General features: G+C 42.8%; 25 protein-coding genes and 1 pseudogene. 18 read left to right on the forward strand and 8 right to left on the reverse strand.

Going from position 1 to position 26,394, the window contains the following annotated elements:
* Positions 1-165 precede the first annotated feature (165 nt).
* The 12 genes from NOG12_RS09670 to NOG12_RS09725 all read left to right on the forward strand — a co-directional run bounded on the left by NOG12_RS09670 (position 166) and on the right by NOG12_RS09725 (position 13,054).
* Positions 166-1,269: a cytochrome P450 family protein gene (locus NOG12_RS09670; protein WP_153827142.1), complete on the forward strand. Its 1,104-nt coding sequence runs from the start codon at positions 166-168 to the stop codon at positions 1,267-1,269.
* Positions 1,266-2,288 carry a cytochrome P450 family protein gene (locus tag NOG12_RS09675; protein ID WP_153827141.1) on the forward strand — a complete coding sequence of 341 codons (1,023 nt, stop codon included), beginning with the start codon at positions 1,266-1,268 and terminating at the stop codon, positions 2,286-2,288. Before NOG12_RS09670 ends, NOG12_RS09675 begins: the two co-directional genes overlap by 4 nt.
* 3 nt (positions 2,289-2,291) lie before the next feature.
* Entirely contained in the window at positions 2,292-2,543 is a 252-nt protein-coding gene (locus NOG12_RS09680; protein ID WP_153827140.1) for an acyl carrier protein, read from the forward strand.
* Positions 2,544-2,545: 2 nt separating this feature from the next.
* Positions 2,546-4,255, forward strand: coding sequence for a carbamoyltransferase family protein (locus NOG12_RS09685; protein ID WP_313933130.1), 1,710 nt, complete (start codon positions 2,546-2,548; stop codon positions 4,253-4,255).
* Positions 4,249-5,745, forward strand: coding sequence for an MBOAT family O-acyltransferase (locus tag NOG12_RS09690; protein ID WP_153827138.1), 1,497 nt, complete (start codon positions 4,249-4,251; stop codon positions 5,743-5,745). Before NOG12_RS09685 ends, NOG12_RS09690 begins: the two co-directional genes overlap by 7 nt.
* Positions 5,732-6,706 (forward strand): hypothetical protein, encoded by a 975-nt coding sequence (locus NOG12_RS09695; protein ID WP_313933131.1) that lies wholly within the window; start codon positions 5,732-5,734, stop codon positions 6,704-6,706. Before NOG12_RS09690 ends, NOG12_RS09695 begins: the two co-directional genes overlap by 14 nt.
* Positions 6,687-8,246 carry an AMP-binding protein gene (locus tag NOG12_RS09700; protein ID WP_313933132.1) on the forward strand — a complete coding sequence of 520 codons (1,560 nt, stop codon included), beginning with the start codon at positions 6,687-6,689 and terminating at the stop codon, positions 8,244-8,246. The genes NOG12_RS09695 and NOG12_RS09700 overlap by 20 nt, the downstream gene beginning before the upstream one ends.
* Positions 8,247-8,306: 60 nt before the next feature.
* Positions 8,307-8,597 carry a PqqD family protein gene (locus tag NOG12_RS09705; protein ID WP_313933133.1) on the forward strand — a complete coding sequence of 97 codons (291 nt, stop codon included), beginning with the start codon at positions 8,307-8,309 and terminating at the stop codon, positions 8,595-8,597.
* Between the two features lie 9 nt (positions 8,598-8,606).
* Entirely contained in the window at positions 8,607-9,548 is a 942-nt protein-coding gene (locus NOG12_RS09710; RefSeq protein WP_313933134.1) for a hypothetical protein, read from the forward strand.
* Between the two features lie 79 nt (positions 9,549-9,627).
* Positions 9,628-10,425, forward strand: coding sequence for a sulfotransferase domain-containing protein (locus NOG12_RS09715; protein ID WP_313933135.1), 798 nt, complete (start codon positions 9,628-9,630; stop codon positions 10,423-10,425).
* A gap of 48 nt (positions 10,426-10,473) precedes the next feature.
* On the forward strand, positions 10,474-11,889 hold the full coding sequence (locus NOG12_RS09720; protein WP_313933136.1) for an MBOAT family O-acyltransferase: 1,416 nt from the start codon (positions 10,474-10,476) through the stop codon (positions 11,887-11,889).
* The gene (locus NOG12_RS09725; protein ID WP_313933137.1) at positions 11,864-13,054 is read left to right on the forward strand and encodes a hypothetical protein; all 1,191 of its coding nucleotides are present in this window, start codon (positions 11,864-11,866) and stop codon (positions 13,052-13,054) included. The genes NOG12_RS09720 and NOG12_RS09725 overlap by 26 nt, the downstream gene beginning before the upstream one ends.
* Before the next feature lie 30 nt (positions 13,055-13,084).
* Here NOG12_RS09725 and NOG12_RS09730 read toward each other — a convergent pair whose 3' ends face one another.
* Positions 13,085-14,071, reverse strand: coding sequence for a hypothetical protein (locus NOG12_RS09730; RefSeq protein ID WP_313933138.1), 987 nt, complete (start codon positions 14,069-14,071; stop codon positions 13,085-13,087).
* A gap of 125 nt (positions 14,072-14,196) precedes the next feature.
* On the opposite strand from NOG12_RS09730, the gene NOG12_RS09735 reads away from it, so the two are divergent.
* Both NOG12_RS09735 and NOG12_RS09740 read left to right on the forward strand, forming a co-directional pair.
* Positions 14,197-15,942, forward strand: coding sequence for an ABC transporter ATP-binding protein (locus NOG12_RS09735; RefSeq protein ID WP_313933139.1), 1,746 nt, complete (start codon positions 14,197-14,199; stop codon positions 15,940-15,942).
* 20 nt (positions 15,943-15,962) lie between these two features.
* Entirely contained in the window at positions 15,963-16,421 is a 459-nt protein-coding gene (locus NOG12_RS09740) for a lasso peptide biosynthesis B2 protein (RefSeq protein ID WP_153827404.1), read from the forward strand.
* Between the two features lie 23 nt (positions 16,422-16,444).
* On the opposite strand, the gene NOG12_RS09745 is transcribed toward NOG12_RS09740, so the two are convergent.
* Positions 16,445-17,443 carry a nucleotidyltransferase family protein gene (locus NOG12_RS09745; RefSeq protein ID WP_153827403.1) on the reverse strand — a complete coding sequence of 333 codons (999 nt, stop codon included), beginning with the start codon at positions 17,441-17,443 and terminating at the stop codon, positions 16,445-16,447.
* Positions 17,444-17,502: 59 nt separating this feature from the next.
* Between NOG12_RS09745 and NOG12_RS09750 the strand changes: the two genes are divergently transcribed.
* The gene (locus tag NOG12_RS09750) at positions 17,503-18,711 is read left to right on the forward strand and encodes a sugar-transfer associated ATP-grasp domain-containing protein (protein ID WP_228759596.1); all 1,209 of its coding nucleotides are present in this window, start codon (positions 17,503-17,505) and stop codon (positions 18,709-18,711) included.
* A 71-nt stretch (positions 18,712-18,782) separates the two neighbouring features.
* Here the strand turns inward: NOG12_RS09750 and NOG12_RS09755 are convergent, their stop codons facing one another.
* The 5 genes from NOG12_RS09755 to NOG12_RS09775 form a co-directional block, all read right to left on the reverse strand.
* Positions 18,783-18,956, reverse strand: a complete 174-nt coding sequence (locus NOG12_RS09755; protein WP_313933140.1) for a hypothetical protein — start codon at positions 18,954-18,956, stop codon at positions 18,783-18,785.
* A 163-nt stretch (positions 18,957-19,119) separates the two neighbouring features.
* Complete coding sequence (locus tag NOG12_RS09760; protein WP_153827343.1) at positions 19,120-19,653, reverse strand: phage tail protein; 534 nt, start codon at positions 19,651-19,653, stop codon at positions 19,120-19,122.
* Between the two features lie 12 nt (positions 19,654-19,665).
* Positions 19,666-20,199, reverse strand: a complete 534-nt coding sequence (locus tag NOG12_RS09765) for a phage tail protein (RefSeq protein WP_153827342.1) — start codon at positions 20,197-20,199, stop codon at positions 19,666-19,668.
* A 15-nt stretch (positions 20,200-20,214) separates the two neighbouring features.
* The gene (locus NOG12_RS09770) at positions 20,215-20,724 is read right to left on the reverse strand and encodes a phage tail protein (protein WP_153827341.1); all 510 of its coding nucleotides are present in this window, start codon (positions 20,722-20,724) and stop codon (positions 20,215-20,217) included.
* Between the two features lie 99 nt (positions 20,725-20,823).
* Complete coding sequence (locus tag NOG12_RS09775; RefSeq protein ID WP_313933141.1) at positions 20,824-21,555, reverse strand: sulfotransferase; 732 nt, start codon at positions 21,553-21,555, stop codon at positions 20,824-20,826.
* A gap of 237 nt (positions 21,556-21,792) precedes the next feature.
* Between NOG12_RS09775 and NOG12_RS09780 the strand changes: the two genes are divergently transcribed.
* The 3 genes from NOG12_RS09780 to NOG12_RS09790 all read left to right on the forward strand — a co-directional run bounded on the left by NOG12_RS09780 (position 21,793) and on the right by NOG12_RS09790 (position 25,860).
* Positions 21,793-22,116 carry a hypothetical protein gene (locus NOG12_RS09780; RefSeq protein ID WP_153827339.1) on the forward strand — a complete coding sequence of 108 codons (324 nt, stop codon included), beginning with the start codon at positions 21,793-21,795 and terminating at the stop codon, positions 22,114-22,116.
* Positions 22,117-22,618: 502 nt separating this feature from the next.
* The gene (locus NOG12_RS09785; RefSeq protein ID WP_313933142.1) at positions 22,619-24,514 is read left to right on the forward strand and encodes a polysaccharide biosynthesis protein; all 1,896 of its coding nucleotides are present in this window, start codon (positions 22,619-22,621) and stop codon (positions 24,512-24,514) included.
* 125 nt (positions 24,515-24,639) lie between these two features.
* Positions 24,640-25,860, forward strand: a complete 1,221-nt coding sequence (locus NOG12_RS09790) for a pyridoxal phosphate-dependent aminotransferase (RefSeq protein WP_313933143.1) — start codon at positions 24,640-24,642, stop codon at positions 25,858-25,860.
* 181 nt (positions 25,861-26,041) lie between these two features.
* Here NOG12_RS09790 and NOG12_RS09795 read toward each other — a convergent pair.
* Positions 26,042-26,394, reverse strand: a pseudogene (locus tag NOG12_RS09795) (tyrosine-type recombinase/integrase); the annotation flags it as partial.

The raw sequence follows: 26,394 nt of genomic DNA on the forward strand, positions 1-26,394 counted from the left end.
ATTGTTGAAGTTACTGACAAAAAAACATGGGAAACGCCAGTAGTGATTGATTTCGCGATAGATATAACCAAATCATCGAAACCATCGCCAGACACCGTAGAAATTAACTATAATTATGGAACGTCTTAAGTAAACGATCGATAACGCATTAACATTCCTATCTAAATGGATGCCTTAAAAGAGACTAGCCATCGTAATATCTGCAGCGAAGCCGAGGGGCGAGCTGTACTTAGGTGCAGGAACTCCATACCTCCTGATTTTTTGCATTTTATTACCCTCCTTGAGGAGGGCACTCATGGTTCTATTTCGTTTCCAAACCTAAAGCATGTGCACACGGTTGCACGTGGTTTAGGTTTTTCTGAATCGGAGCAGTCATTTTGTAGGTTTTTGAGACCGGGCTTAGCTGGCTCTTTTATTAAGTCTTTACTGCCGCAATTCATTGAGAAGGCGGAGGCTATGTTCGCTGGCGTAGAAGCCCAGTTAGTTCAAGGTGATTCAGTCGATTTTCTTGACAGTCTTGTTGCGCCGCTAGCGCAGTTAATTGGCTCTGACATTTTAGGGTTGCACTTGCCTGAGCGCGATGAATACGACTTCTTAAGTGAAATTCATTGTACTGAACAAATGATTGAGCACTTAGCTCCCATCCGAAAGCTTAAGCAGGCAGATGCAAGTGCGGGTAAATTGCTTGATATTATTAGTGATTCGCTTCGATTTAACAGTGCTAATGCGCCCCTAATTGACAAATTCAAACGTTTAGCCGAGCAAGATGGTAAAAGTTTTGATGAATTACAGGCAAGTATCTTTTTGCTTGCATTAGGCTCCACCACACCAGCCGAACTTGTGGGTCGTTTCATTGCTATATTGATGAGTAATTTTAAAACTGACGAGCTCCAAGCTTTCATCAGTTTAGAGGTAGACAATAGAGTAGTACAAAATATCATTCGGGTTTTTGGAAATACTCAACGTCTTGTTAGATACAGTAAAATCGACCAGTGTTACCAAGCGGTAGATATACATCAAATTAATCGGCGGGAAGAATCGCTTAAAGAGTTTGATGTAAGTGAGTTACTGTCTTCCACCCCCAACTTAAATTTTGGTGCAGGTTCGCATGCTTGCCCAGGCCAATGGCTTGCACTTCAACTCATACCTTGGTTTTGGCAGCGGACTTTAAAATTACTTCTTCTACTTGATAACTATGAAATTGATTATCAGATTCATTATGGTTATAGCTTGAGCTATCTAATCCGACTTGAGGCGCATAGAGTTTGAACAAACTAGCAGAACAGACAATGTTCAAGCGTGTTGTTGATTTTGAGGAGGCAAATGCATTACTCAGGCGTGATGGCATGCAGGTTCCGGGTCTTTTAGCTTATCTAGAACAACTACAGCGCCATAATGTGTCTGGTTTGGATGAGTTAGTTCGGTTTACCCGTCTTGCGCCGTTTTTTCAAGAAGGAGAGCAGTTGCGGCAGCTTCGAGATGTTTATAAAGATCTGCTGGACGTAATCCTAAACGATTGGTCGGAATATATTAAAGATACAATTGAAAAGCTTGTTGATAATTTAGATGAATGTGCAGAGTTCGACTTAGTAGAAGAGCTTTCTTTAAAAGTATTTGATAGCCTCTTGAAACCGACGCTGGGTCTAATGCCCGCAGATTCGGCTTCGTTTAATGCAGATACAATTCGTTTACAAGAACTTGTGCAGCCCTATCGTTCACTCCGCGAATTAAAGGCCATCAACCAGAAAATTAAGCGCGCCATTGAAGCGGTCGAGGACACAGTGGCTGCGGGTATAGTCAGAGAACGCACGGCTTTGGGGCATTTATTAAGAAACCGTGCGTGGCCAGAGCGTCAAGTTGATAAGATATCAATAGTTATTATTCTTTACGCGGCTACGGCTCCATTAGCCCAAACCTTTACTAATATTGTTGCCAAGCGGCTGCAAGAGTCTCGTGATCGCACGGTTGCTCTTTCAGACGAGGAAATAGCGAAGGGTGCGGCACAATCATACTTACATAGAGTTTGCAAGGATAGCGCTAAGGATAGCGCCTACAACGGAACCTACTTGTTTGATATCCAAGCGATAGAGCGGGGCGGGTGTCCTGCATTCCCATTCGGTCACGGAAGACACTTTTGCGTTGGTTTTGGGCTTTCCAGATTTATTTTGAAGTACATGGTACAGCAATTTTTCACAAAATTTCCGACGGCAAAAATTTTAGATATTAAGCACAACGAGAATAATAAAATTGCCTACGAAATATCGCGATTGGTTATTAGGACAACATAGAAAATGACAACAGTGCAAGACATACAAGCCTTTTTGACAAATAGCGCAGTAGGGGTTTTAGAGGTTTCTCGTGAAGATGTAACTCCGACGACGCCTCTAGTAGATATAGGGATGACGTCATTCTATGCTGTATTGCTGTGCGGAATGATTGAAGATGAATACGAAATTGAGGTAGAGCCATTGCTTATGTTCGAATGTAGAACTATCGCTGAAGTTTCGGAAGAAGTCCTCGAAGTAATTAAACGTCAAAAATAGATATGAGTAGCTATTATATTGGGTTATCTACCACGGGGCATGACCCTGCGATAGCAATAGTGAACGACGCTGGAGAATGTATTTTTGCTGAGGCGACGGAGCGATATTTGCAGTCAAAGAGAGCAATTGGCTCTCCGGCTGATATCGAGCAGCACATTGCTCCCATATTGCATACGATATGTTTAAACGACCCGAATGCTCAGTTCTTTCTTGCTCAAACTTGGTTGAAGACCGAGGAGAGCAAACCTGCCAAAGAGTACAGAGAAGTATTGCTTAGCCAGCGTAGTGTAGACCGGATTTCTCATGTACATAAAGCAACGCAGATGTCGACAGGTGCGGCGCTGCGCTTTATTTTGGGTGACCGCTTGGCGTTAAATGAAATTCAAGGCTTCGATCATCATTTATGCCATGCTGTAAGTGCTTACTATTTTTCCCCGCATCCTGATGCTCTCTGTTTGGTCGTAGATGGAGAGGGTGAAACCGGTGCAATAAGTGTCTTTGAATGGCATGAAGGGCGTGTGGTTCGTAAATTAAGGAACTGGGGCCCCGCCAGCCTTGGTGCTTTTTATGCATGGATAACAGAACTTTGTGGGTTTTCGAGTATTGCCGGTGAAGAATGGAAAGTAATGGGTCTAGCAGCGTTCTCTGATCCAAACGAAGCCCTTGTAGCGAGGCTCCGTTCCTTATTTCGTGTTGAATCTGGGCGCCTGTATTTTGCAGATATCACAGGGCTTGATGAAATAAAGCAGGAGTTTCAGGTTTACGCTAGAGACCCGAGCATTGCTCCGGACTATATGAGCTCTGCTGAACTTGCATCGAGCGCACAATATGTGTTCACTGAAGTTCTGAATGAGTTGATCGACTCAAACTTAGAACGATTTTCTCCAGCCACAAACAATATAATTTTGACAGGTGGGTGTGCGCTTAATTCTGCCTTTAATGGTGAGCTGATAACGCGGCGCTCGACCTTGAATGTGCATGTTCCGCCTGCTCCAGGAGACGATGGAAATGCAATTGGTGCAGCTTTGCTACTTCGGGCAAAGATAACTCAACACGATGTTTTTCCACATAATAATTATCTGCCGTATTTGGGTAGTCAACTGAATAAAAAAACGTTAGTTAAGCTTCCTGAAACCTTAGGCTTAGTTAATGTGAACATTATTGATGACGACTCTGAGCTTATTAATGAACTTGTAGCTTTATTATTGAAGAACTCAATTATAGGAATTGCGAGAGGTCGTGCTGAGTTCGGTCCTCGTGCGTTGGGGAATCGGTCAATTATAGCATCACCGATTTCTAGCGAAATGAAGGATGCAATTAATCGTAAGGTGAAGGGGCGTGAGGCATATCGCCCTTTTGCTCCCATGATTCCCGAGGAGAAGGTCGCCGATTGGTTCATAGCCGATGCTCTAAGTCCTTATATGAGCGCTGCAATTTCAATACATGAAGAAAAGCGAGATCGAATTCCTGCAGTAACTCATGCTAATGGTACAGGAAGAGTTCAAACTATAAATAAGCTATATCAGCCTTGGTTACATAAATTATTAAATGAGTTTGAGCTAGCCTCTGGCGTTCCTATTTTATTAAATACAAGCTTTAATATTATGGGCAAGCCTATTATACACTCAATTGAAGATGCAGTTGCGACCTTAATGACAACGGAGCTTGATGCTGTTGTTTTAGAGAATCTCATTTTGACAAAAAAATGTTAGCCTACCCCTTCCTCATTATATTCGTACTCCCATTTTTGGCGGCGCTGTATGCATTTATCCAGCGCCGGTCAGAGAATGTTGCTGTCGTTTTCTTATTAGTATTTAGCCTAGTATTTATTGGGTACGTCAGCTTACAGGCGTTAGTACTTGTTATATCTATTTCGACAGTCTCCTGGGGCATGATGTATGGATTGAGTACAGGACGCTGTGATAAGTTTTTTTTGTTCTTTTTAGCTATAACACTTAGCCCCCTAATTATTTATAAATACTTACTCGTAAGTGACAGCGAGCAGGGGTTTTTGCTTACTATTGGTATTCCTACGGGCTTAGCATTTTATAGTATTCATCTCGCTACAGGCTTATTTGAATCGTACAAAAATCGGTCGAGGCCTTTGTCTTTGCTTCGTCATTTACTTGCGACTACTTTCTTCCCGAATTTTATCGCGGGGCCGATCTTAAGTTATAAAGGTGCTGTGCTTAAATTTAAAAGCTTACCCAATCAAAGTTGGTATTATATTGCGCAAGGTCTAACACTTTTAGCCTTGGGTTTGTTAAAAGTTCTCGCGATAGCAGCACCTTTGGGAGCAATCAATGACACACTGTATGCAGCTGTAGCTGCAGGGTTAGATCAAGCGAGCTTTTCGGAGTCGATATTTCTAAGTTGGGGTGTTTTAGTACAATTGTACTTTGATTTTTCAGGCTACTCCGATATTGCCATAGGCATAGCGTTGTGCTTTGGCATAACGTTACCTATGAACTTTAACTCTCCATTTAAAGCAAAGAATGTTTCCGATTATATTAATAGATGGCACATTAGTTTGCTTAATATTTTAAAAGTTTATGTGTTCTCAACTACAGCTAAATGGCTTAGCCAAAGGCTTCCTCGTCGTATAGAAGGTAGGCAACGAGCAAGTTTAATCTATGCAATTTCTGTCTTTGCGGTCTTCTTGTTAGCAGGATTGTGGCACGCTCCTAATATAACTTTTATTTATTCCGCGATTGCCGTGGCATTATTTATTATGGGAATGCAATTTGTATCAGGTAAAAAGCCTGGCCAAGCACTAGGAATGCGGAGAGGAGCTATTGGGCAAATAACTCTATTAGCTACTGCTTCTCTAATTGCTGCTTACTTTAAAGCGGGTAGTATAGGAATCGGGACCCATTTTTTAACTGGGCTTGTTAATTTTCAGAGCTTTTTTGATTTGTTTGCATTGTCTCAGCCGCTGATTTTTTCAAGTATATCGCTGCGAACATTTATGATAGATACCGGCATGACGCCTTTCGCTGCTATGTTGTTGCTTGGGGTTGCGTCTTTAATCTCCCTGTTTATGCCGAACTCAATGGAGATTACTGGGTATAGTGAGCTAGAACCTCGGAAATTAAAGATAATGAAAATGAACCGGCAGCGCGCTGCCGCAGTTGCGTTTGTTTTTTTGTGGGTGATTTTCTATTCACAGCATTACGGTAAGTTTTTTTATGAGCAGTTCTAACCAACTAAAGGAACACAAGTTCGTACTTACACTAGCTGCAGTTTTTGTAATAAGCTTAACGGCGTATGTAGTCGCCTATTCTTTCATTAATCCATTTGGGCTTTTCACTAAAAACAGCCCATTGCCGGATAGCAATAATTTAGAAGTTTTGAAAGGGCGGCACAGTAACCGTATTGTTGAACTTCTTATGCTTAGAAGGTTTGCAGGTGACCAAACGAAACGTTCTTATTTGGTCGGCTCATCCATAGTAAGAGATGGTTTTGTTGATACTCCTTCGTTAGCCGTGCTTGGGTTAGCTGGCATGAATTTTTTTGAAACGTCAGTGATTGTAGATGGTTTGTCTGAAGCTACATTAAGCTCTGAAAATACGATTTTGAATGTAGAAGTATTTGCGCCGATGACTAATGATAGAACCAATCGACAGACAACGTTAGATGTATGGAAGACAGTACTGCTAAGTTTTAATAGTTTAAAGGCGCTCTTTTTACCGGCAGAGTCCTATCGTGTAACCTTTGATGACTTTGAATCTCCGGCACCTACTTCCGAAAACCTATATGCGAAAGCGATCCGGTTGCGTGAGGTTTATGCAAGCCAAATCGAGAACAAATTTCCCGCAAGTTTTTCTGATGCACTAGGTTTCTACCAGAGGTTATGCGTTCGATATCCTCAACTAACGGTAAACTTCCTCGTATTTGATATGAATGACTATTTGCTGCCTTCCCGTGCTGAACGTGCTCGTTGGAGTGGAAAGGTAAAGTCTATTTTTGACCATACAAATGATATTGCTGCATTGTGCCGCGGGCGGAATATATTTGTAAAGGTTCCAGCTGTACAAGACGAAATACAGTCTATTTGGCGGGATCCTATTCATTTTTCCGTCGACTATGGCAAGCAAATTATTGAAACATATCAATTAAACGAAAAGCCGACCAAGAGAGATAATGATGAACCACGCGGATAATTTGGCCTTCGCAATTTATAAGTCGCTGTCTGAGATTAAAGAGAAAACTCTCCTTCGTATTTTGCAGCGGGGTGGAGAAAAAGGTTCTGATGACATAACAGCTGGAGAGCTGAGTAGAGAAGCGCAACAACTAGCTGGCTTCTTAAAATTAAAATTTGGTGAGGCTAAAAACGTTATTGTTTATGTAAGTCACCATAGATCAATATATGTCGGTTTGTTAGCACTTATCTATGCCGGATATACAATTATTCCAATTCCGCAGCCAACTCGAGAAAAGGAAGAGGGGCGATCAGATTTTATTCGTTCATTGTTTGTTGATGCTTTATTAATGGACCATGTTCTACTTGGCCAGTATTTGTTAGATAGTAGCGAATACCGCTGTGAAAGTTTTGTTTGCTCTCAGGTTCCAAAGAATCGCATTGTTCAGTTTACATCAGGCTCTACTTCTAAGCCAAAAGGCGTCTGTTTAACAGATGCACAAATTTTAAGCAATACAAAGTATAACAATCAAGATTGGGAGTTTGATAAGTCAGATGTGATGGGGAGTTGGCTACCGCTACACCACGACATGGGATTATTTGGGATCTATGTTTTTAGTTTAGTTTGCGGAAGGCAAACTGTGCTTATGTCGCCGACTGACTTCTTAAAAAAGCCGATACGATGGCTTACTATGATGGAAAAATACTCAGTTACAGTAACAGGTGGGCCTCCTTTTGCCTTCGATTTTTTGTTGAAATCTACTTCGAGTGAACAACTCCGGCAGTTAAACTTGCAAAATTTGCGGCGGATATTTGTGGGAGCAGACATCGTACCAAGCGCTTTAACAGAAACTTTTAGGAAATTGAGTGAATATTGCTCCATACCCAGAGACGCTTTTTTTTCAACCTATGGATTAGCCGAAGCGGTATTGTATGTTTGCGGTCGCCCAGCGATGAGCTGTTATGAATTCGATAAAGCACAACATCTGGACACTCGTATTTTACCTTGTATATTGTCTGCGGAGTCCGCGAATTTTATTCGTATCAAGTCAGAGAATGATGTTTATTGTTCAAGTGAGTTTGGCGAGTCCTCAGAATTAAATGTTGGCGAGATAGAGGTTCGTTTACCCAGTTTATTTTCGAACTATTTAAACGGGGAAGAAGTTGAAGGTTGGTTTAATACCGGGGATTTAGGTTATATAAAGGACGACTGTCTTGTGGTTCTGGGGCGCAATAATGATCGAGTCTCACTTGCCGGAAGAAATATCTATTTAGCCGATATACTTGCTCTTATTTCTGAACTAAACATTCCGGTGAATACAAATATAGGACTGCTTAGCAACAGTGTTGTGGGTCGGAGTCAAGAGCCAAAAGGTTTTGAGAATGCTGAGTTAGTTCTTGAACGAACTGATAAAACGTTAGATGCCAACCAGCTTCTAGTACAGAAGATAAATGAGTGCTTACTGAAGGAGCTTGGTGTGGGTAATTTGAAAGTTACCTTGCTTAAGCGTGGTAGTTTAGCTCGAACTACGAGTGGTAAAGTTACTCGTGGAAGTAAATAGCGAATGTTCAGGTAGTTACAGCGAGTTATTAGCTTTTCTATTAGACAGTTAGGATAAAAAATGGTAATTGATTTGGAAAGTAAAGTGCAACGTCATCCTGATTTAGTATTTGCCCTGATGGGCGAAGAAGTTGTAATGATGAGCGAGGACCAAGATAACTACCTTGGTTTAAATGGAGTGGCGAGCAAAATTTGGACAATGTTGGAAGAGCCTCATGTGGTGAATGTTCTGTGTACCAAATTACAGCAAGAGTTTGTGGTGAGCAAAGAGCAATGTGAGCAAGATTTATTATTTTTTTTGAATGACATGCAACAAAAGAAGTTGATTCAAATTCATCCCGACGAAGCTTAAGGATATTGGATGGCTCATAATTATGAGATTTATGGCGTAGTACTTGCCAGTGAGTTCGAATTAAAGGCGCCGTTAGTGACGGATAAGAGCCCTGATATTCATATCAAACTTGCTAATGTTGAGTCGGCGCCGCCGAGCCATTTGGAGTCTGTATCAGCTTTCGCAAGTATAAGTAATACCCAGTTTTGGCTTGATGTTCCAAATATTGCTCGTTTCTTTGTTGCTGATCTAGATACTATCAATGTGCAGCCTTACCCTACGGCGGATATGGACTCTGTAGAGTTGTACCTATTAGGAGCTGTTTTAGGCCCATTAATGAATATGCGTAAGTATCTAGTGATGCACGGTAATGTCGTTCACCTTGAAATACATGGTCAGATTCATCGGTTGCTATTATGTGGACACTCTGCGGTAGGGAAATCGTCTTTTTCAGCGTACCTCATTAACCAGTGTAATGCGTGTTTAGTCGCTGACGATTTGGCTGTTTTTAATAGTCAAGGGGTTGTTTGTAGTGGTTCTCCGCGGTTAAAAATTTGGCAAGATGTGTCGCAAGCTTTGCAACTAGATGAAGCCGAGTTAACGCCAGTACGCCCTAGTGTTAATAAGTTTGACTGGCATATTGGTGAGCGCTTTATCTCTGAACAAGCCTCTGTTGACCTTGTAGTGTTGCTTACTGGTGACAATGAAAACACTGTTGAGATTGAAGAAATTCAAGGAGTAAAGAAGCTATCGCCGTTACAGAACCAGATATTTAGAAAGGAGTTTGCGAAGACTGCAGGGCTAGAAAAAATTCACTTTATTTTGATTGGAAAGAGCTTTGGGCATACACCGGTTATAAAACTAGGGCGTCCGCGCAGCTCTAAGATATTAGAAAATTTCGAGAAAATGGGCAAAGCATTATTTACTTATTTAACAAATGAACCTCTTGGAGCCACCCGTGATAAATCATGAAGCACGGTTATTTTGGCTAGCATCATATCCGAAGTCTGGTAACACCTGGACACGTAGCTTCATATCAGCGTTGCGGAGTATGAACGAGGAATTTATTCATGAAAATACTTTCGAAGAAAGCTTTGATATTGATTTAAATGAATTAAGAACTGGCGTAATAGCGAGTGGGCGAGAGTGGATTCAAAATGCACTCGGATTTTCACTAGACAGTTTAACACCGAATGAAATAGATACCCTACGCCCTTCTGCATATCGGTACATAAATAGTGTGACAAAAAATTGGGGATATCATAAAGCACATGATGCCTATAGTTTTGTGGGGGAAGGTGCGGCTCGGCAGCCAATGTTTCCAAGAGATGTCACACGAGGTGCGTTATATATAGTTCGTAACCCTCTTGACGTATGTATTTCATTTGCAAATCACTCAAAGTGCTCCATTGACGAGTCAATAGCGAAAATGAACTATTCGAATAGTGCACTTTGTAAAACCGAGATAGGTCAAGCGAATCAGGTTCGGCAATGGTTGTGGTCGTGGAGTGAGCATGTGCGTTCATGGCAAAATGCTGATTTATCCGTTAAGTTCGTACGTTATGAAGATATGAAGTCTAAACCGTTTGAAACCTTTTCCGAAATAGCAACTTTCCTGGAATTACCCAATGATAAGGAACTGATCGAGAAGTCGTTAGAACTCACGCGTTTTGAGCGACTGCAAAAGAAGGAAAGGGAGTTTGGCTTTCGTGAAAAGCCCGTAGGTGTTCAAAGTTTTTTTCGAAAAGGTATTGTTGGTGATTGGAAAAACACGCTAAGCACCCAGCAAGTCGATACCATTGTGAAAGACCATTCAGAAGTAATGTCTAATTTAGGTTACTTACCCTGAGTGCTATTTTGAGTCTTAGTTTTCCCAGTTAAATGACAGAGAGACTCCATGAGCTTTCATAACGTAGAATATTTTTTATTACTCATTTTTAGTGCTTCTATTTATTTTATAACGCCATTTCGTTTAAGGTGGCTTTTACTTCTTATTGTAAGCTACTTTTTTTATGGGTATTCTCAATTAGATTTTATCTGGCTATTACTTGTTTCAACTTTTATTGATTATAGCTGTGGATTGAGTATAAGCAAAACTAAAAATAAAAGACAACGCAGGTTGTTTTTGATAGTAAGTATAATAACAAATTTATCTATTTTAGCTTATTTTAAATATCGACTGCTAATCGATGAAACACTTGGCTATCTTCTCGAAACATCCTCTTTTCTATCAGGTCCAGCAGCAAATTTTATCCTACCTATTGGTATTTCTTTTTTCACGTTGCAGTCTATGGGATATACCATTGACGTATATCGTGGAAAGAAGACTGCGGAAAGGCATCTGGGCTACTTTGCTCTTTACGTAGCTTATTTCCCACAGCTAATAGCTGGTCCAATAGAACGTGCAAATAAGCTATTACCTCAGTTAAAACGGTATTATAACTTTGACTGGGAGCGTATTCGTTCTGGGCTTATATTAATACTGGTTGGACTTTTTAAAAAGCTCGTTATTGTAGGTAATTTGTCGCCTTTGATGGATACTGTCTATGGTAACGGTGATCAATACACATGGCTTGAAGCTACTGCAACTGCAGGACTATCTATGTTCTATGTCTATATGGATTTCTCGTCTTACACTGATATTGCGAGAGGGTCGGCGCGGATATATGGTGTAAATCTCACTGAAAACTTTAATAGACCCTTCAGTGCTCTAAGTGTCCGAGATTTTTGGCAGCGCTGGCATATTAGTTTAACAAGATGGATTTTCGATTATCTTCATCAACCTTTAGCATCCCTATCTGAAAATAGTTACTGGCGTTTTTATCTAACTATCATTACATTCACGATTGTAGGTTTGTGGCATGGAGCTGCTTTCAACTTCATTTTGTGGGGCTTTGTTAATGGGGTTTTTATTGTAGTAGAAAAATTATTTTATAAACAGAATTTAATTTTGCCGAAGAATAGGTTGTGGGATAACCTTCGGAAATTAAGGACTTTTTGTTTAGTAAATTTGGGAGCAGTTATTTTTCTATCACCTAGTGTTGAGCATGCTGGTACAGTATTCTTAAAGATTTTTTCTTTTCAAATGGATATATCTATCAGTAATTACGCTATGGTTTTTCCTTTATTAATTGCGGGTATAGCATCAGCTAGTTGGTTTTTTAGTCGAAAGCTTGTCGATTTTCAGAAAGAAAAAGAGAATTGGCCTTTTCGTAATCCTATTTTCAGATGGGCTTGCTATTTAATAATAATTATCTTTATAACTAACTTTTCAGCTCCGGATCAAAATGCGTTTATTTATTTCCAATTTTAAAGATAGTAGCAAGTTTTCTGCAGCAAGAGCGTTTTGTTTTTGTGCTTTGCTCTTTGTTTCGTTATGGTTGATTAGTCATATTTGGGTAAATCAAATATTTATAATTTCTGAGCGAATCAGTGATATCAGAGATGGCAGATTACACAAAGCGGATGCGATATCTATTGGTAATTCACATTCTGTGGCCATTGACTTTGACGAACTCGGCTTAGAGCATGTTCCACTATGGATTCCCGGTGGAGATCTTTTCGAAACAAGGGTCATTTTAGAGGCTGTTTATGAAAGCGGCGCAAAGCCCAAGTGGATTTTTTTAACACTGAACCCTTTTATTTTACTTCAAGATAACGGGCATTCGATAAACTTTTCAAATAGTCGATTACTTGCCAATAAAGGTCGTGAAAATGCCTATCTTGTTTTAAGAGAAATTTCTGATCTGACCATTATAAGAAATGATTTTATTGGTTTTTTTCGCTCCAATCTCATACCGCTTCGAGTAGAAGGTCGGCAAGGGCATTCCATGCTTGCTTATTTAAAGTGCACTGTAAAGCCAACCGACAGATGTACTGACCCTAAGTTTACATTTATACAAGAAGCGGAACCTATTAATACAGAGTTGCACCCCTTTTACCGTTTTCCGATTTTATTATCCGCAGTTACTCCTGCGTTGAAGAGTAATAGTACTATTATTGAAGAGTCATTGAATGAACTTAGGAAGATTCAGCAATTGGCTTCACAACATGGTTCTCACTTTGTCCTGCTAGAATCACCTTTGTCGCAATGGTACGTTACTGGAATGCTAGAAGGTCTCATGACGGCTGAGGCTAATTCAACGCAAAAAGCAATAATACGAAATAAAAGGGCTATAATTGAGGAGCCACCTATTTTAGTTAGATATTATGATAGATTTATTGATTGGATTACTTTGAAAGATAATTTAAAAAAAGAGATACCCAATCCATTTCATTTACAAGAAGAAATAATGCGTGAGTTAGCTAAAACAAATCACTGTATTATCCTCCCGGGCGAGCTATGGCAGCATAACACCGATGGCATGCAAGAAGACTGGTTTGCCGATTTACTTCATCTCAATGACGATGGCGCTGGCGTTTTTACAAATCGGCTAAAAAGCTATCTAGATAATACAGGCTGCAAATTAGATGAATAGCTCTGCGGTTACGTTGCTACAGAAATAGCGTTAAACTTGAAGCAACTCTTTGATTTTGCAAGCATAGTTGTTAAAGGATGAAAAGTGTGTGATGTCTGGTAGGTGTATTTCGCGTAACTGAGTCGTTTGACTAAGTAGAGAAGCCTGTTCAAAAAAGAGTTTGTTTAAGCCCAAAAAGGGAATGAGCTTAGGGCGATATACAAAGCGTCGTAACAGGTTGATTGTTTGAAAAGGGCTCATTGGAGAGCTCACAGAGCCTGCTTCTTGATGGCGAACTTTACGTAATAAATACAGGCGTGATACGCGAGCCGGTTCGTGTGCAAAGCTTTCTTGTGGTGCCACCCATCCTATTTTATCGGTGTTTGGATAGGCCGTTTCTATTGAATGATTCACAGGTTGATGGTTTTCGCTTGGTATCGTTAACTCAGTGACTAATTGTTGTGATAGCTTTAGTCGACGGTGGGCCGGATGGATAAACAACTCATGACCTTGTCGCTCGATAGGTAAAATATCATCACTAAAAACAGGAATCCCTGCGCTTATGCAGGCCGCCGTTAAGGTACTCTTTCCTGCGCCACTCATACCAAAAACTAAACTTGCGGTGTTATCAGAATTTAAAAATGCCATACCGTGCATTGGAATAATTTGCCGTAAGTAAAGCTGCACTCCTAGCCCACTACCCAGTGCGAACGATATAAGATGTTGGTGCGGAAGGCTATCGATAGGCGCAAGTGTTACGCTGGACGGCGTGAGCCTAAAGCTACCTAGTTGGTCTACTGTACCGAATAAGTGATTTGGATACTCAGGTGAACGATAAATACCATGATTAAGCCTGACGTAAATTCGTTTATTCTGCGCCGGCTGTTGAAAAGTGGTGTGGGCTAACCTTATTACTTGCCGTTTTAACGTCGTGTTGTTCTGACTATATGCAGGAGCCAGCCCAGGTAGTATGAAATCGCTTTCAATATATTGTCCGTATACCTGTGAAGAAAACACGTCGTTCCTTTCTTGAGTCATAACTTGTGTACCTAATTATACATAAGTGCCTTGTGGTGGTACATAAAAGACATGATTGTAGATGGAGTGTAAACGCAAGGTATCGTATAGTGGAATCCTTGTTTATCAAAAAATAAAGACAGGGCATGTCAGGATATCATCAATTACCAGTACTGTCGGCACGACAAACAGTAACCGAAGCGAAAAACTATTTTCTAGACTTCTTTCGTGCATTTCCAAAGCGTATTTCGTTAATTGTCCTACTCATGGTGGCACAAACGCTTTCTGCTGGCGTAGGCGTTCTTTTTATTTTGCCGTTATTAAGCGTGCTCGGTTTTGCTGGTGAGACCGCTTCAAATCATGAAATCACCCAAGTTGTTGCAGCGATTTTTGAGACGTTACATATCCCTTTAAATTTAGTGTCGATGCTCGTGGTTTATGTCGCTCTGATTACCTTAGTGGCAACGCTTCGTGCGTATAATATGACGTTAAGTGCATCAGTACAGCAACGCTACACGCATGTGCTACGACAAACGATGTATCGTTTGGTTATGCGTACTCAATGGAGCGTTTTGAACGGTTATTCTCTGGCTGACTTGGGTTACCTTTTAAATGGACAAGTGAGCCAAATAGGGCGTTTAAGCCAACTTACTTTTCAGTTTTTGTCTCAGTTTTTGCTTACGATTGGCTTTTTTGTAGTGGCGCTAGTGGTGTCGTGGCAAATGAGCTTCATGGCGCTGTTGTTTGCGGTGTTGTCATCGGTATTGTTGTTACCCTTATACAAACGAACACTGGGAAGCGGTCGTACGCAGTTGCGCGAGAATCAACGCTTATTTAAGGCGGTAAGTGAGCACTTACATAGTTTACGAATGATTAAGCTATTTGGCGCTGAAGATCGCTTTGCGCAGGCCCTGTCTCATACCAGTGAACGTCTGGAACAGCAGCAGATTCGATTGACCCTTATTAATGCCGTGACCACGTGGCTGTTAACGATTATCGCAGCGCTATTAGTGGCCGCGTTTTTCTATATTTCATTAACGGTTGTCGGTAGTGAAATCGCTGAGTTAATCGTGTTGGTGGTTATTCTTGCGCGTATGCTACCGCTGTTATCGAGTGTGCAAAAAACGGTGCAGCAAGCGTTGCATGCTATTCCGGCAAGTGCTAATGGCCGCGCTGTAGTAAAACAATTGCAGCAAGCGCAGGAGCCGGAACTAGCAGCGGTTGATGCCACTAAATATGTTGTGCAAATCACTCAGCAATGTGAGTTACGTCATGTCACGTTCCAGTACAATGGTGCTAATGAACCGGTTTTACAACAGTTTTCGTGTGTCATTCCAGCTAATAAAATAACGGCATTAACAGGACCATCGGGTTCAGGCAAGAGCACGGTTGCTGATCTAATTGCGGGTCTGCAGCAAGCTACCGCCGGTGAACTCGTGGTGGACAATATTGTATTAAATGCGATGCAAACGTTAGCTTGGCGTCATTCCGTCGCCTATGTGGTGCAAGAGCCATTACTATTTGACGACACAATTTACAACAATTTAATTTGGGTTCGCGATGATATCTCGGACATTGACATAGAGCGAGCGTTGCGGGATGCGGCGGCTTGGGATTTTGTACAAAGTCTACCTAAAGGCTTGCATACTCGGGTGGGCGATCATGGGCGGCAGTTAAGTGGTGGTCAACGCCAGCGATTAGCCATAGCAAGAGCACTTTTGCGTAACCCCCAATTGCTTATTTTGGACGAGGCGACGAATGCTTTAGATCAGGCTAATGAAGCTTTGGTAAAAGAGACGATTCAAAGTTTGCGTGGCAAATTAACGGTAATTGTTATATCACATCAAGCATCGATTAATGAGCTTGCCGATAACCAAATTCATTTAGGTTAAACAATGAAAAGAGATCATTCATGGCGGTGTTGAACAAGCTTCAAACTTTCTTCATTAAGATGTCGCTGCGCAAAAAGCTGTGGTTTATCTTGATGTGGCCAATGACTGGACTATTTCGGCTGGCGGTGGTGGTACTGCCGTTTCGTTGGTATCGTGGTGTGCTTGGGCAGCATTGGGGGAATACGGAGTTGTGTGTTTTGACTAGTGACCGGCAGTTGCAGCGTGCTTGGCAAATTGGCAGAGCGGTTGAACTTGCTGCTCGGTTTACGCCATGGGAATCCAAGTGTTTGGTGCAAGCTTTAGTTGGAGCTTGCTGGTGTCGATTATATGGTATTCCGTATGTGGTACATTTAGGTGTTCGAAAAGACGAGGCAGAGGGTATGAAAGCGCATGCGTGGCTTTGTACCGGAAAGTTAGTTTTTTCTGGCAGAGAAGGACACCGTTCTTTTACGATTGTTTCAACTTTCTTGCATTTATAGCTTAAGCCTATATAGGTCTCCGATTATTTGAATCGCTGCCATGCCAAAATAGTCAAATGACGGCCTATTTGGTAGCGATGTTTACGCGTCTTATGAGCGAAATACCAGAACAATCGGCGCTCGAGCCGATATGCAGTATGTGGATTTCGTCCGCGGCATTGATTCGCATGATTAATAATGCGTTTTGCAGCGAAGCGAATTAACGGCGATTGTTGAACTCTAATTTGGACAGTTTCAGGTAACGGGGTTTTAAATATTTGGTGGGCCAAATACCAACTAAGTAATAAGGGGCGCTCGCAGTCTAAGTTATGTGCTTTAGCTAACAGATCATTGATATCGATTTCGTTTGACCATGCAGTAATGTAAAGATGAATATCGTAGAGCCACTTTAACCGATGATACGCAGTTGCTGTACCGTGATAGCATAAATACAAGAATTCTTCGGCACTTAAGTTCTGATGATTATTTTGCCAGAGCCATGTTTCGTAGGCAGTTCCAAGCGGTGTAGGAACTGCTGTAACGCGATAGTGTAGCTCAAGTGTACCAAAGTCAGGGTGCGATAATGGAATGTCCTTGTGTAGTTTAAGATGTTGCTGAAGGTGGTTGGGAGTGTTTTTATTGGCGTTATTGGAATACGTCCAGCCCTCAGCAATAAGTTTTACGGCACAGGTAAGAACCGCGTCTCTGCTTTGGATGAGCACATCTAAATCGCTTGCGTAGCGAGATGCCTGCGTTGGGTATAACTTCTGGGCTAAACCCTGGCCCTTTAACCATTTAAATTTAACGGCGTTTTGGTTAAAAAAATCACTCAGGTATTGCTTGGCTAATAGTTGTATTTTGGTGCGCTTAAGGTTGTGAAATTGCCATTCTTTGAGCTGTGGAAGCGGTAATACTTCTTGTACCGCCGACACTAGCTGGTGGTATTTTAACGCAGTAATAAAGTCAGGATCTATCGGATCGGCTGCTTCATGAGATCCTGAGTGTGTTAAGCGGTGAGATAGTTGTGATACAAAATTGACCAAGTTGGAGTGCCTTTAGCGATTTTTATTGTATTTAACCCATTTTAAGTGGATTGACTGCCTTGAGTAAATTTCTAAATTTCTTTTACCAACGAATTATAAAAAGAACAATACCGCATACATTAGTAAGCTGGCGCTTTTTCGTTCCAATGGGTTGGGCTGATTTAAACATGAGTGCTTATAAATTGCACAAAAAAGTTTTTCTTCAAGCGTGGCCGCAAATTCCCCGATCGTTATATGTATTTGGTGTTATTTATAGTTTGTTGGTTTGGTATTTCATTTGGGGGCCATGGTTTTACACTCGGCATTTGATTAAAAGGCGATGTTCAAAATCAGTCGACCAGCCTTCAACAGGCTTAACATTTCTTCATTATATGAAGCAATCATTCTTTGCCTATTTGCGCGGCTTGGCTCCGGTTTCGTTTTCTTCGTTAAATTTTGCAGAGCTAGCGCGTAATGATTGGTGGGCATATGTACCAAACCAAGTGCTACCGCATTGGCATATGGTATTGCAGGAGGGGTATAGCAAGCGTTCGTCGGCAATTATATCAAGTAAGCTGGAGTTTGCGCAGGCAATGGCGCAGGCCGGTCTTGCCGTGATACCGACTGAAAAAGTGACGTCTGATACTGTTGTGGAGTTGGCAGCGGGACCAGCGCTGTTCTTTAAGCCGGAAATATCATCACAAGCAAAAGGCTGTCTTATAATCGAGTGGACAGAATGTGGCGAAGCGCATTTGCGAAGTAAAGATGGTAAAACTCAACGCAAGGGCTTAACGGCAATACGGAGCTATTTGAATGAGGCTTTGTGTTCGACCTCTTATTTAAAGCAACCGAAACTCGTGAGTCACCCAGATTTAACGCCATTCTACGACAATCATGACTTAGTGGTGATTCGCATTGTTACGTTGCGAACCGCCAAAGGTTTTAGGGCGTGGCGAGCTAACCTTGAACTTCCGGTTCTGAATCAAGTATTTGTAAAGCCTTACGCAATTGACGTTACTGATGGTCGTGTTGGTGAGTTAGACAACTTTACGTTACCCTGTTGGGCTGATCTTGTTGTTTTAGCGATTCGGGCTCATGCTGAAGTTGCTGATTTAAAGTCAGTTGGTTGGGATGTTGCTTTGACTGATGAGGGCCCGATATTAATTGAGGGTAATTTAAATTGGGGGACGAGCGTTCTACAAACCCAAGGCCGCGGTGGTCTAGTTGACGGTGACTACTTGGATATGGTGAGTTGCGCGGGGCTACCCCAACATAGCCCAAGCGTTTAGCCCCGCCTTCATGTGTCATGTATCACCCGTTGTTCACAGGTTGCCACGTTGAGCAGTAATCGCTTGTGGGGTTAGCTAGGACCTTGCCATTCTGAGGCTTCGCCTCCCGCAGTCCAATTTTTACCTTCGGTGTTTCGAGCCGTGATTTGAGTTACTTTAGGTGCTTGCCAAGAAGCTTTGCTATCGTTATTAGCTATGTCGTTAAGCTTACCTTCACAGTCTAATTTATTGTTGTTTTGGTGCATGGGTTAACCTTGTCTTTTTTGCTCTTACATTATGCCCCTAGGGTAGGGGCGCCAATTGTCTACTCTTTGAACTATATTAGACTTCTCTTTTGAAATTGCTAGCGAATATATGAGAATAATTGAAATTTAAGGCAAAAAACGAGTCGTTAATGTTGTGACTATTTTAATCGCTTGGAATGGGATAGACGCCGTCATAATTGATGTAATACGCCATTTGCAAAAATGGTTGTCGGTTTTCGTGAGCCTCGTTTGCGCCAGTCACTCCCATAGATTGTGGACCAAACGTAGCTGTGGGTATGGTCGGCTGTGGAAATTCCTTGTATTCTACTAAACCAAGTATATTGCCGAGTACACCAGTGGTTGGGCTATTAGATTCGCCCGGGCGGCGCGCTCCAACCCAACGGTGAGAATGTGCTGGGATCTGTGCCTCAGTTAGGGTTACCTCATCTTGTCCGCCTGTTTGTCCAAACTGGTATAACGAGCCGGTCTCAGCCAAGCGTCCAGCGCCTATGACAATTTTTTCATTCAGGTTGGGTAAGTAGAACGACACGCTGCTACGGGGACCGAATTGATAGCTAACGATACTGAATAACGCCTGGTATTGCTGTATAGGAACCACTTGCCCATTGCACGCGAGCCAACCATCAGGAGCGAAGCCATAAGGAAAAGCTCGTATTTCACCTATAAATGCATCCATTATTTTCTGCTCCTATTCTGTTGGCATGGGGTATTCACCCTGAGTAGCAATCATGTAGTGAAGTGCCATATATGGCATTCTGTTTTCGTGAGGTTGTCCGCCGCCCACCGTGCTCACAGCATTTTGATTAAAGTTAATTAGGCGATTGGGGTCGGTGGTATTGCTGAACGCCTCAATATTTAGACTATTGATGTACATTCGATCTGGCGCGACCGTGGTTCCGTCAAATTGCGTGTTGGTATTAAGTGAGTGTGAATGTTCTGCCAATTGACTAGACGAAAGAGTTACTGTTTCGGTGCCTATGCGGGTACCGCAATGAATGTTATTGGAGCTACTCGGATCTTGTCCTTGACCAATAGGAACACAACCGCGAAGGTCTGGTATCGCAAAGCGAGTGATCCCATCGCCGCCGTAGGTTGTGCCAAGTAAGCTGTAGAGCGATTCATTGCCAGCTATAGGTAATAATTGGCCTTCACAGAACAACCAATTTCTGGGAGGGCGCATACCCACAAAAATACGAACTTCTCCTATATAACAATCAGCCATAATAATTTTCCTTGTTTATCGACGGGGTGGCCACATGCCATCGGTTGAAATGCAGTACACCATGGCGAGTGAAGGTTGCATGTTGTTATGTGGTGCACTCGCACCGGCTGAGGTGAAATTTCGAGATGAGCCCGTCGTATTGGGTAGTTTGGTGCCATAAAAGGGTATAAATTCATCTATCGTGTTGGCAGGTAAAGACTGTTCTTGTGGTACAGGTGTATCTGCGATTTGGTGACTTGCGCCCAATTCATGAGTGTGGGAAGGTATTTGGTTAGAGGTGAGTGCAACCGCACTACTGCCACCTTGGTTACCTATCTGACTTGACGGATTTGTTGTACTTCGAATAGCACGATATTGCAGATTGGGAAGATTGAAATTATTCATATCCCCACCAAACTTTTTTCCAATGAGAGCATATAAAGCCTGATTTCTGGAGATTGGTAAAGCTTGTCCCTTACACTCTAACCATCCCCTCGGTATACGTTTGGAAGCGAACAGTCGTATTTCACCTAAAAAATAATCCATTGGTTTTCCGTCCTCATTTTTTGTTCATATTTAATGCACGTACATTTGTATAGAGCAAAAATGAGAAAACCGCAAAACACATAACGCTATTCGGTGTTGTTATCTAATGAGTAAAGGCTGTATCAAGCGTTCATAGGTTGCACTAGCGCCAATTTTACTGTCCCAATCCACAACATTTGCGGGTAATGTTTTGGCTTTATAGCGAAAAAGGGCTGGGTCAATATTCGCCTTCGCTGATGCTATTTGCTCATGACTTGGTGCTAGGCGAGCAAAATCAGCCAGGCGTTCAACATAAGCTGTCGGATTCTGAATTGCATCATGATAATTTTGGACTAGACAGTTGTTTGGATTTAGCCAGTGATTGTCGTGAAGAACCTTTAATATAGTCTCTATATTTTCTTTGTATTTCTTTAATTTTTGGGTAATACGAATAAATTGTTCTTTAGGACAAGTAGAATCGGACCATCGTTGAACTGACATGATTGATTCTAAGGGTTCTCGAACGGTTAAGATAAATCTCGGGCTGAGTTGCTTTAAAAATGCAACTTGTTGTTCAGGAGTCGTTCGTTTGTGGTTCGGGTGAAGGGGGGCGTATGATAATTTAAAAGCGATATTATGGGCTTTAATAGCTTGATATTCATTTATAATTTGGGCGTTCAAGCCTTTGCCAAGTACCCGCATATCTTCGTAGTAACCTTTGGGATTGCCGTCAATATCTAGGTCGGGTCGTTTTGCTTCACCAGCCACATGAGCACCTAACAGCTTCAATGTTTGCATACACAAAGACGACCCCGTTCGAGGGTACGCGAGAACAACAATAAATTGTGACAACGGACTACCTTTTGCATATTAAATGATTGTGGATAAATAGTGTTCTTTTTTTGTTGCCATTGCAACAGAAGGATGCTCTTATTAATTGGAACGCTGCCTTGGATAATCAACATGATCTGTTGCTGCTCCATAGATTTTTGGCGTTTTATTCTTGGCGCAGAAAAAACATCGCAAGCTACTAGAAAATGTCGAAATCTGCGCTATTATCAGATGAGGTCAGTTAAGGAGAACCTGAATATGTCATTATTAAATGTAAAAAAAGCTGTTGTTTTCGCAGTGGTTTCTCTGTTTGTCAGTGGATGTATGACAACAGGTCCGAACATTGGTAAAGCGCCGGGTGCTACACCGCCCCAGATTGTTGCTGATGCTGAAAATCCTAGCGCTCGAGTTTGGGATGATCTATCAGCCTTTGGGCCGGTTCCAGCGAATTTAGAAACTCAGGGTCAGGAAGTTTGCAGCACCTTAGGTGCAGGTTACTATGCAGCCGGCTATCACCCACGCGCAAAAGATTTCAACGGCACTACAATTGAAGGCGGCGGCTTTCTCTGCTTGAAAAAATAGGCTTTGGGGGCAGGCACTGAAGCTTAAGTGCTTCAGTGCCTGTTCTTTCCTATGTCTGAGTTTTTCACTACATCTTTGTTGTAACTAGTAAGGTGATTTATGGCAAATGATTTTGGACATCTATCATCAGTTAGTTTTCTTTGGGGGCTTGTTAAAGTCTATTTGCCCAACGAATCAAAGGTCCCCGATGATAATTGCAGTATTTAACTCGTCAACAATAGTAATCGAATTGAACTTAATACCGACTCATTGAAGAGTAGTCGAACTTTGATCGAAGAAATTGCATCGAACAACTAGCCATGACAAGCTATGTTGCTCGTTTAAACTGGCCAAGGTCATTGGTGCTAGTTACTCCTATGCGCCCCAAACTCCTTTCTTACTTTGCAAATCCTTGTAACACCCCGTTAACAAAGCTATACTTGCGCCAATGTTTTACCTACCAAGGCAGCGGATTGCCTATGGTGTCGGAGCTACCTTTCTGCACAATTAGGATGTATTGCACGTGAACCTGCTTAGTCAACTTTTGCAACTTCCACGCTCGGTGAAACGAGTGATTAGCTTAGTTGCCGATTCTGCGGCGCTACTGCTGGCGTTAGTGATTGCTTACTGTTTGTCGTTTAACCTGAATATGCCTGGCCATTTATGGCAGTGGACCGGGGTATACGTAGGCTTAGCGGTTGGCTCGTTGGCGGTCTTTACTAAGTTAGGGTTGTATCGTGCGGTGGTGCGCTATGTCAGTATCCGAGCTCTGGGTTTGGTTTTTGCCGGGGTGCTGGTAGCAACCATCTGGTTGTATACCTTGGTACATTTGTTTGGTGTCAGTTTACCTTTCGAGGCCATCGTTAATTTTGGCTTGGTGAGTTTACTGCTGATAGGTGGTAGCCGGTTGGCCATGCGCGAAATGTATCATCGCATGGTGAGCCGTCGTAAAACGCGTGTGATGATTTATGGTGCTGGCTCGGCCGGACGCCAGTTGGCACAGGCATTGATCAATGGCGAGCAGTTTCATCCGGTAGTGTTTGTCGATGATGACAAAACCCTGCAGCGCTCAACGATTCTGGGTATCCCTGTTATCGACCCGACTCGAGTGCCTGAAGCTGTGCGCTGCTCACACATACAACGCATTCTACTGGCACTGCCATCTGCACCACGTTCGGTGCGTAAACAAATTTTAGAATCATTAGAATCGCTTAACGTACTGGTTCAAACGGTACCGGGTATGGCCGATATGGTGAATGGCGATTTAGCCATCGATGCCTTGCAAGATGTTCACATCGAAGATTTATTGGGCCGCGACCCGGTAGACCCAGAGCCAGCGCTGATGCAGCAACACATTCGTGGCAAAGTGGTTTTAGTTACGGGGGCCGGTGGCTCGATTGGTTCTGAGCTGTGTCGTCAGATCTTGCAGCAAAAGCCAGCCGCATTAGTACTCTACGAACTTAGCGAGTACGGCCTTTACAGCATCGATAACGAACTCCGTGCGATGTCTACGCGTTTGGGCTTATCAGTACCGATTTATCCGATGATAGGCACGGTACAGCGCCGCAACCGGGTTGAAGCCGTGATGCGCGCTTTTAAAGTGCAAACGGTTTACCATGCTGCGGCCTATAAACATGTGCCGCTGGTTGAATTTAACATGGTAGAAGGCGTGCGTAATAACGTGTTCGGCACCTGGCATACTGCGGAAGCAGCGATTGCCTCAGGCGTTGAACAGTTTGTGCTGATTTCTACAGATAAAGCGGTGCGCCCCACCAATGTGATGGGCACCACCAAACGCTTGTCAGAGTTAGTCTTGCAGGGCCTCGCGTCACGCTCTGACGTAGCGACTCGCTTCTGCATGGTACGCTTTGGTAACGTGTTAGGTTCTTCTGGCTCCGTAGTACCTCTATTTAAACGGCAAATAGCCGAGGGTGGCCCTGTTACCGTCACCCATCCAGAGATCACTCGTTACTTTATGACCATCCCTGAAGCCGCTCAGCTAGTGATCCAAGCTGGTACCATGGGAACATCCGGTTCGGTGTTTGTGTTGGATATGGGCGATCCCGTGAAAATAGTCGATTTAGCTCGTAAAATGATTCATTTATCCGGCCTTGAAGTGCGTGATTCGAGTAACCCCCATGGCGATATCGAGATAGCCTTTAGTGGCCTGCGCCCTGGCGAGAAGCTCTACGAAGAACTGCTGATCGGCGACAATGTCATCGACTGCGCCCACCCACGTATCTGCCAAGCCCAAGAAGCCTATTTACCCTGGGATGAAATGTCTGCGTTGCTGGATGCGCTGGACGACGCCTGCCAAAACTTCAAAATTGATGAACTGCGCGCGCTGCTACTCAGCGCCCCTTGCGGGTACGCACCTACTGAAAGTGAGGTGAATGATTTGTTGTGGCTGCATCGTTAGTTTGAGTTGAAAAAACTTAGTTGAAAGACTTGCGGCCCCAGCTACGTAGCAGGGGCCGGAGGTGGGTCTGCAAGTTCCTCACTTTACTGCAAGTTCCTCACTTTACTCTGAACAAGGATAGATACATGGTTACTCCAGCAACGAGAATGCAGAATATTCGTTACGATATTCGAGGAGCTGTGCAGCAAGAAGCTGAACGTTTGGAAAAAGCAGGACATCCGATTATTCGTCTCAATATTGGTAATCTGGCGCCATACGAGCTATACGCCCCCCAAGAAATTGTGAGCGACATTGCAGAAAATCTATTTCATGCGCAGGGATACAGCCATTCCAAAGGCTTATTTCAGGCTCGTAAAGCGGTCATGCAAGAAGCCCAACGTAAGGGCATTGAAGGGGTGACCCATGAGCATATCTTTATGGGGAATGGCGTTTCTGAACTTATAAGTTTGGTGACTCAAGCTATTGTGAATCCAGATGATGAAGTGCTCATTCCATCGCCAGACTATCCGCTCTGGTCTGCGGCAGTAACCTTAGCTGGTGGCAAGCCGGTCTACTATCAATGCGAACCTGCAAATCAATGGGCCCCAAATGTTAAAGACATTGCTAGCAAGGTTACGGCAAAGACACGTGCTATTTTGGTGATTAACCCGAATAACCCAACGGGTGCTGTTTACAGTAAAGCTCTACTAACCGCTATCGCTGACATTGCTGAAGCTCATCAGTTACTCCTGTTCTCTGATGAGATTTACGATAAAGTATTATTTGACGAAACTGAGCACGTTTCGATAGCTGCACTTAACCCGCGAGTGCTTTGTTTTACCTTTAATGGCTTATCAAAAGCTTATCGAGCAGCCGGGTTTCGGTCTGGATGGTTAATCATCAGTGGTGCGATAGATCAAGCCGGTGACATTTTTAATGCGCTAGAGACGCTTTCAAGTATGCGGCTGTGTGCTAATGTTCCAGCGCAGCTTGCCGTTCAAACAGCTTTGGGTGGTAGCCAGTCGATAGAGGCCTTATGTGCGCCAGAAGGACGATTATATGAACAACGCAATTTTGCAGTCGAGCATCTTAATGCCATTCCCGGAGTCTCGGTAAATAGCCCTCAAGGAGCCATGTACTTATTCGTACATTTAGATCCTGAACTTTATCCCATAGAAAACGATCAAGACTTTGCCATGCAATTACTGCAACAAGAAAAAGTATTGGTAGTGCCAGGTAGCGGCTTTAACCTTGCCAGCAACCAATACTTCCGCATGGTATTCTTACCCAAAATTGATGACCTACATGAAGCAATCAGCAGGATTGCCCGGTTTTTGAAAGAAAGACTTGCGGCCCCAGCTACGTAGCAGGGTCCGGAGCTGGGTCTGCAAGTTCCTCAAGCGCTAGCGCTTCATCAGCAAAAGCGGTATCTTAATCGGATACCGCTTTTGTCGTTTCTGGAGCTGAGTTTTGACCCAAGCCATCACCTTACAGCAGTATACCGGCGCATCGTTATTGAACGCGCGTCAGCTAAATCTATCGATGAAGTTGCCGATCTTTCTTGCCTTTACCGTCACGAATCGTAAGTGCAGAATGACTAAAATTGATATCTTGAACCCGCAAACGAAGCGCCTCACTTACTCTTAAACCACTACCGTATAGGAGTTCAATAATCAGCTTATTTCGACCACTAAGCTGGTTTAAAATGCGCTGAACTTCCTCAGGTGTGAGCACTACAGGCAACTGACGCTGTTTAGTAGCAAGGCTAAAATTAAGATCACCTAGTTCTTGATTCAGCGCTTTGTGATAAAGATACACCAAAGCATTTAGAGCAACTTTTTGCGTATTAACAGCAACATGGCGCTCATTCGCCAACCAACTTAAAAAGGCCTTCACCTCTT

The sequence above is a fragment of the Pseudidiomarina fusca genome, from assembly GCF_032227045.1.
Lineage (GTDB): Bacteria > Pseudomonadota > Gammaproteobacteria > Enterobacterales > Alteromonadaceae > Pseudidiomarina > Pseudidiomarina fusca.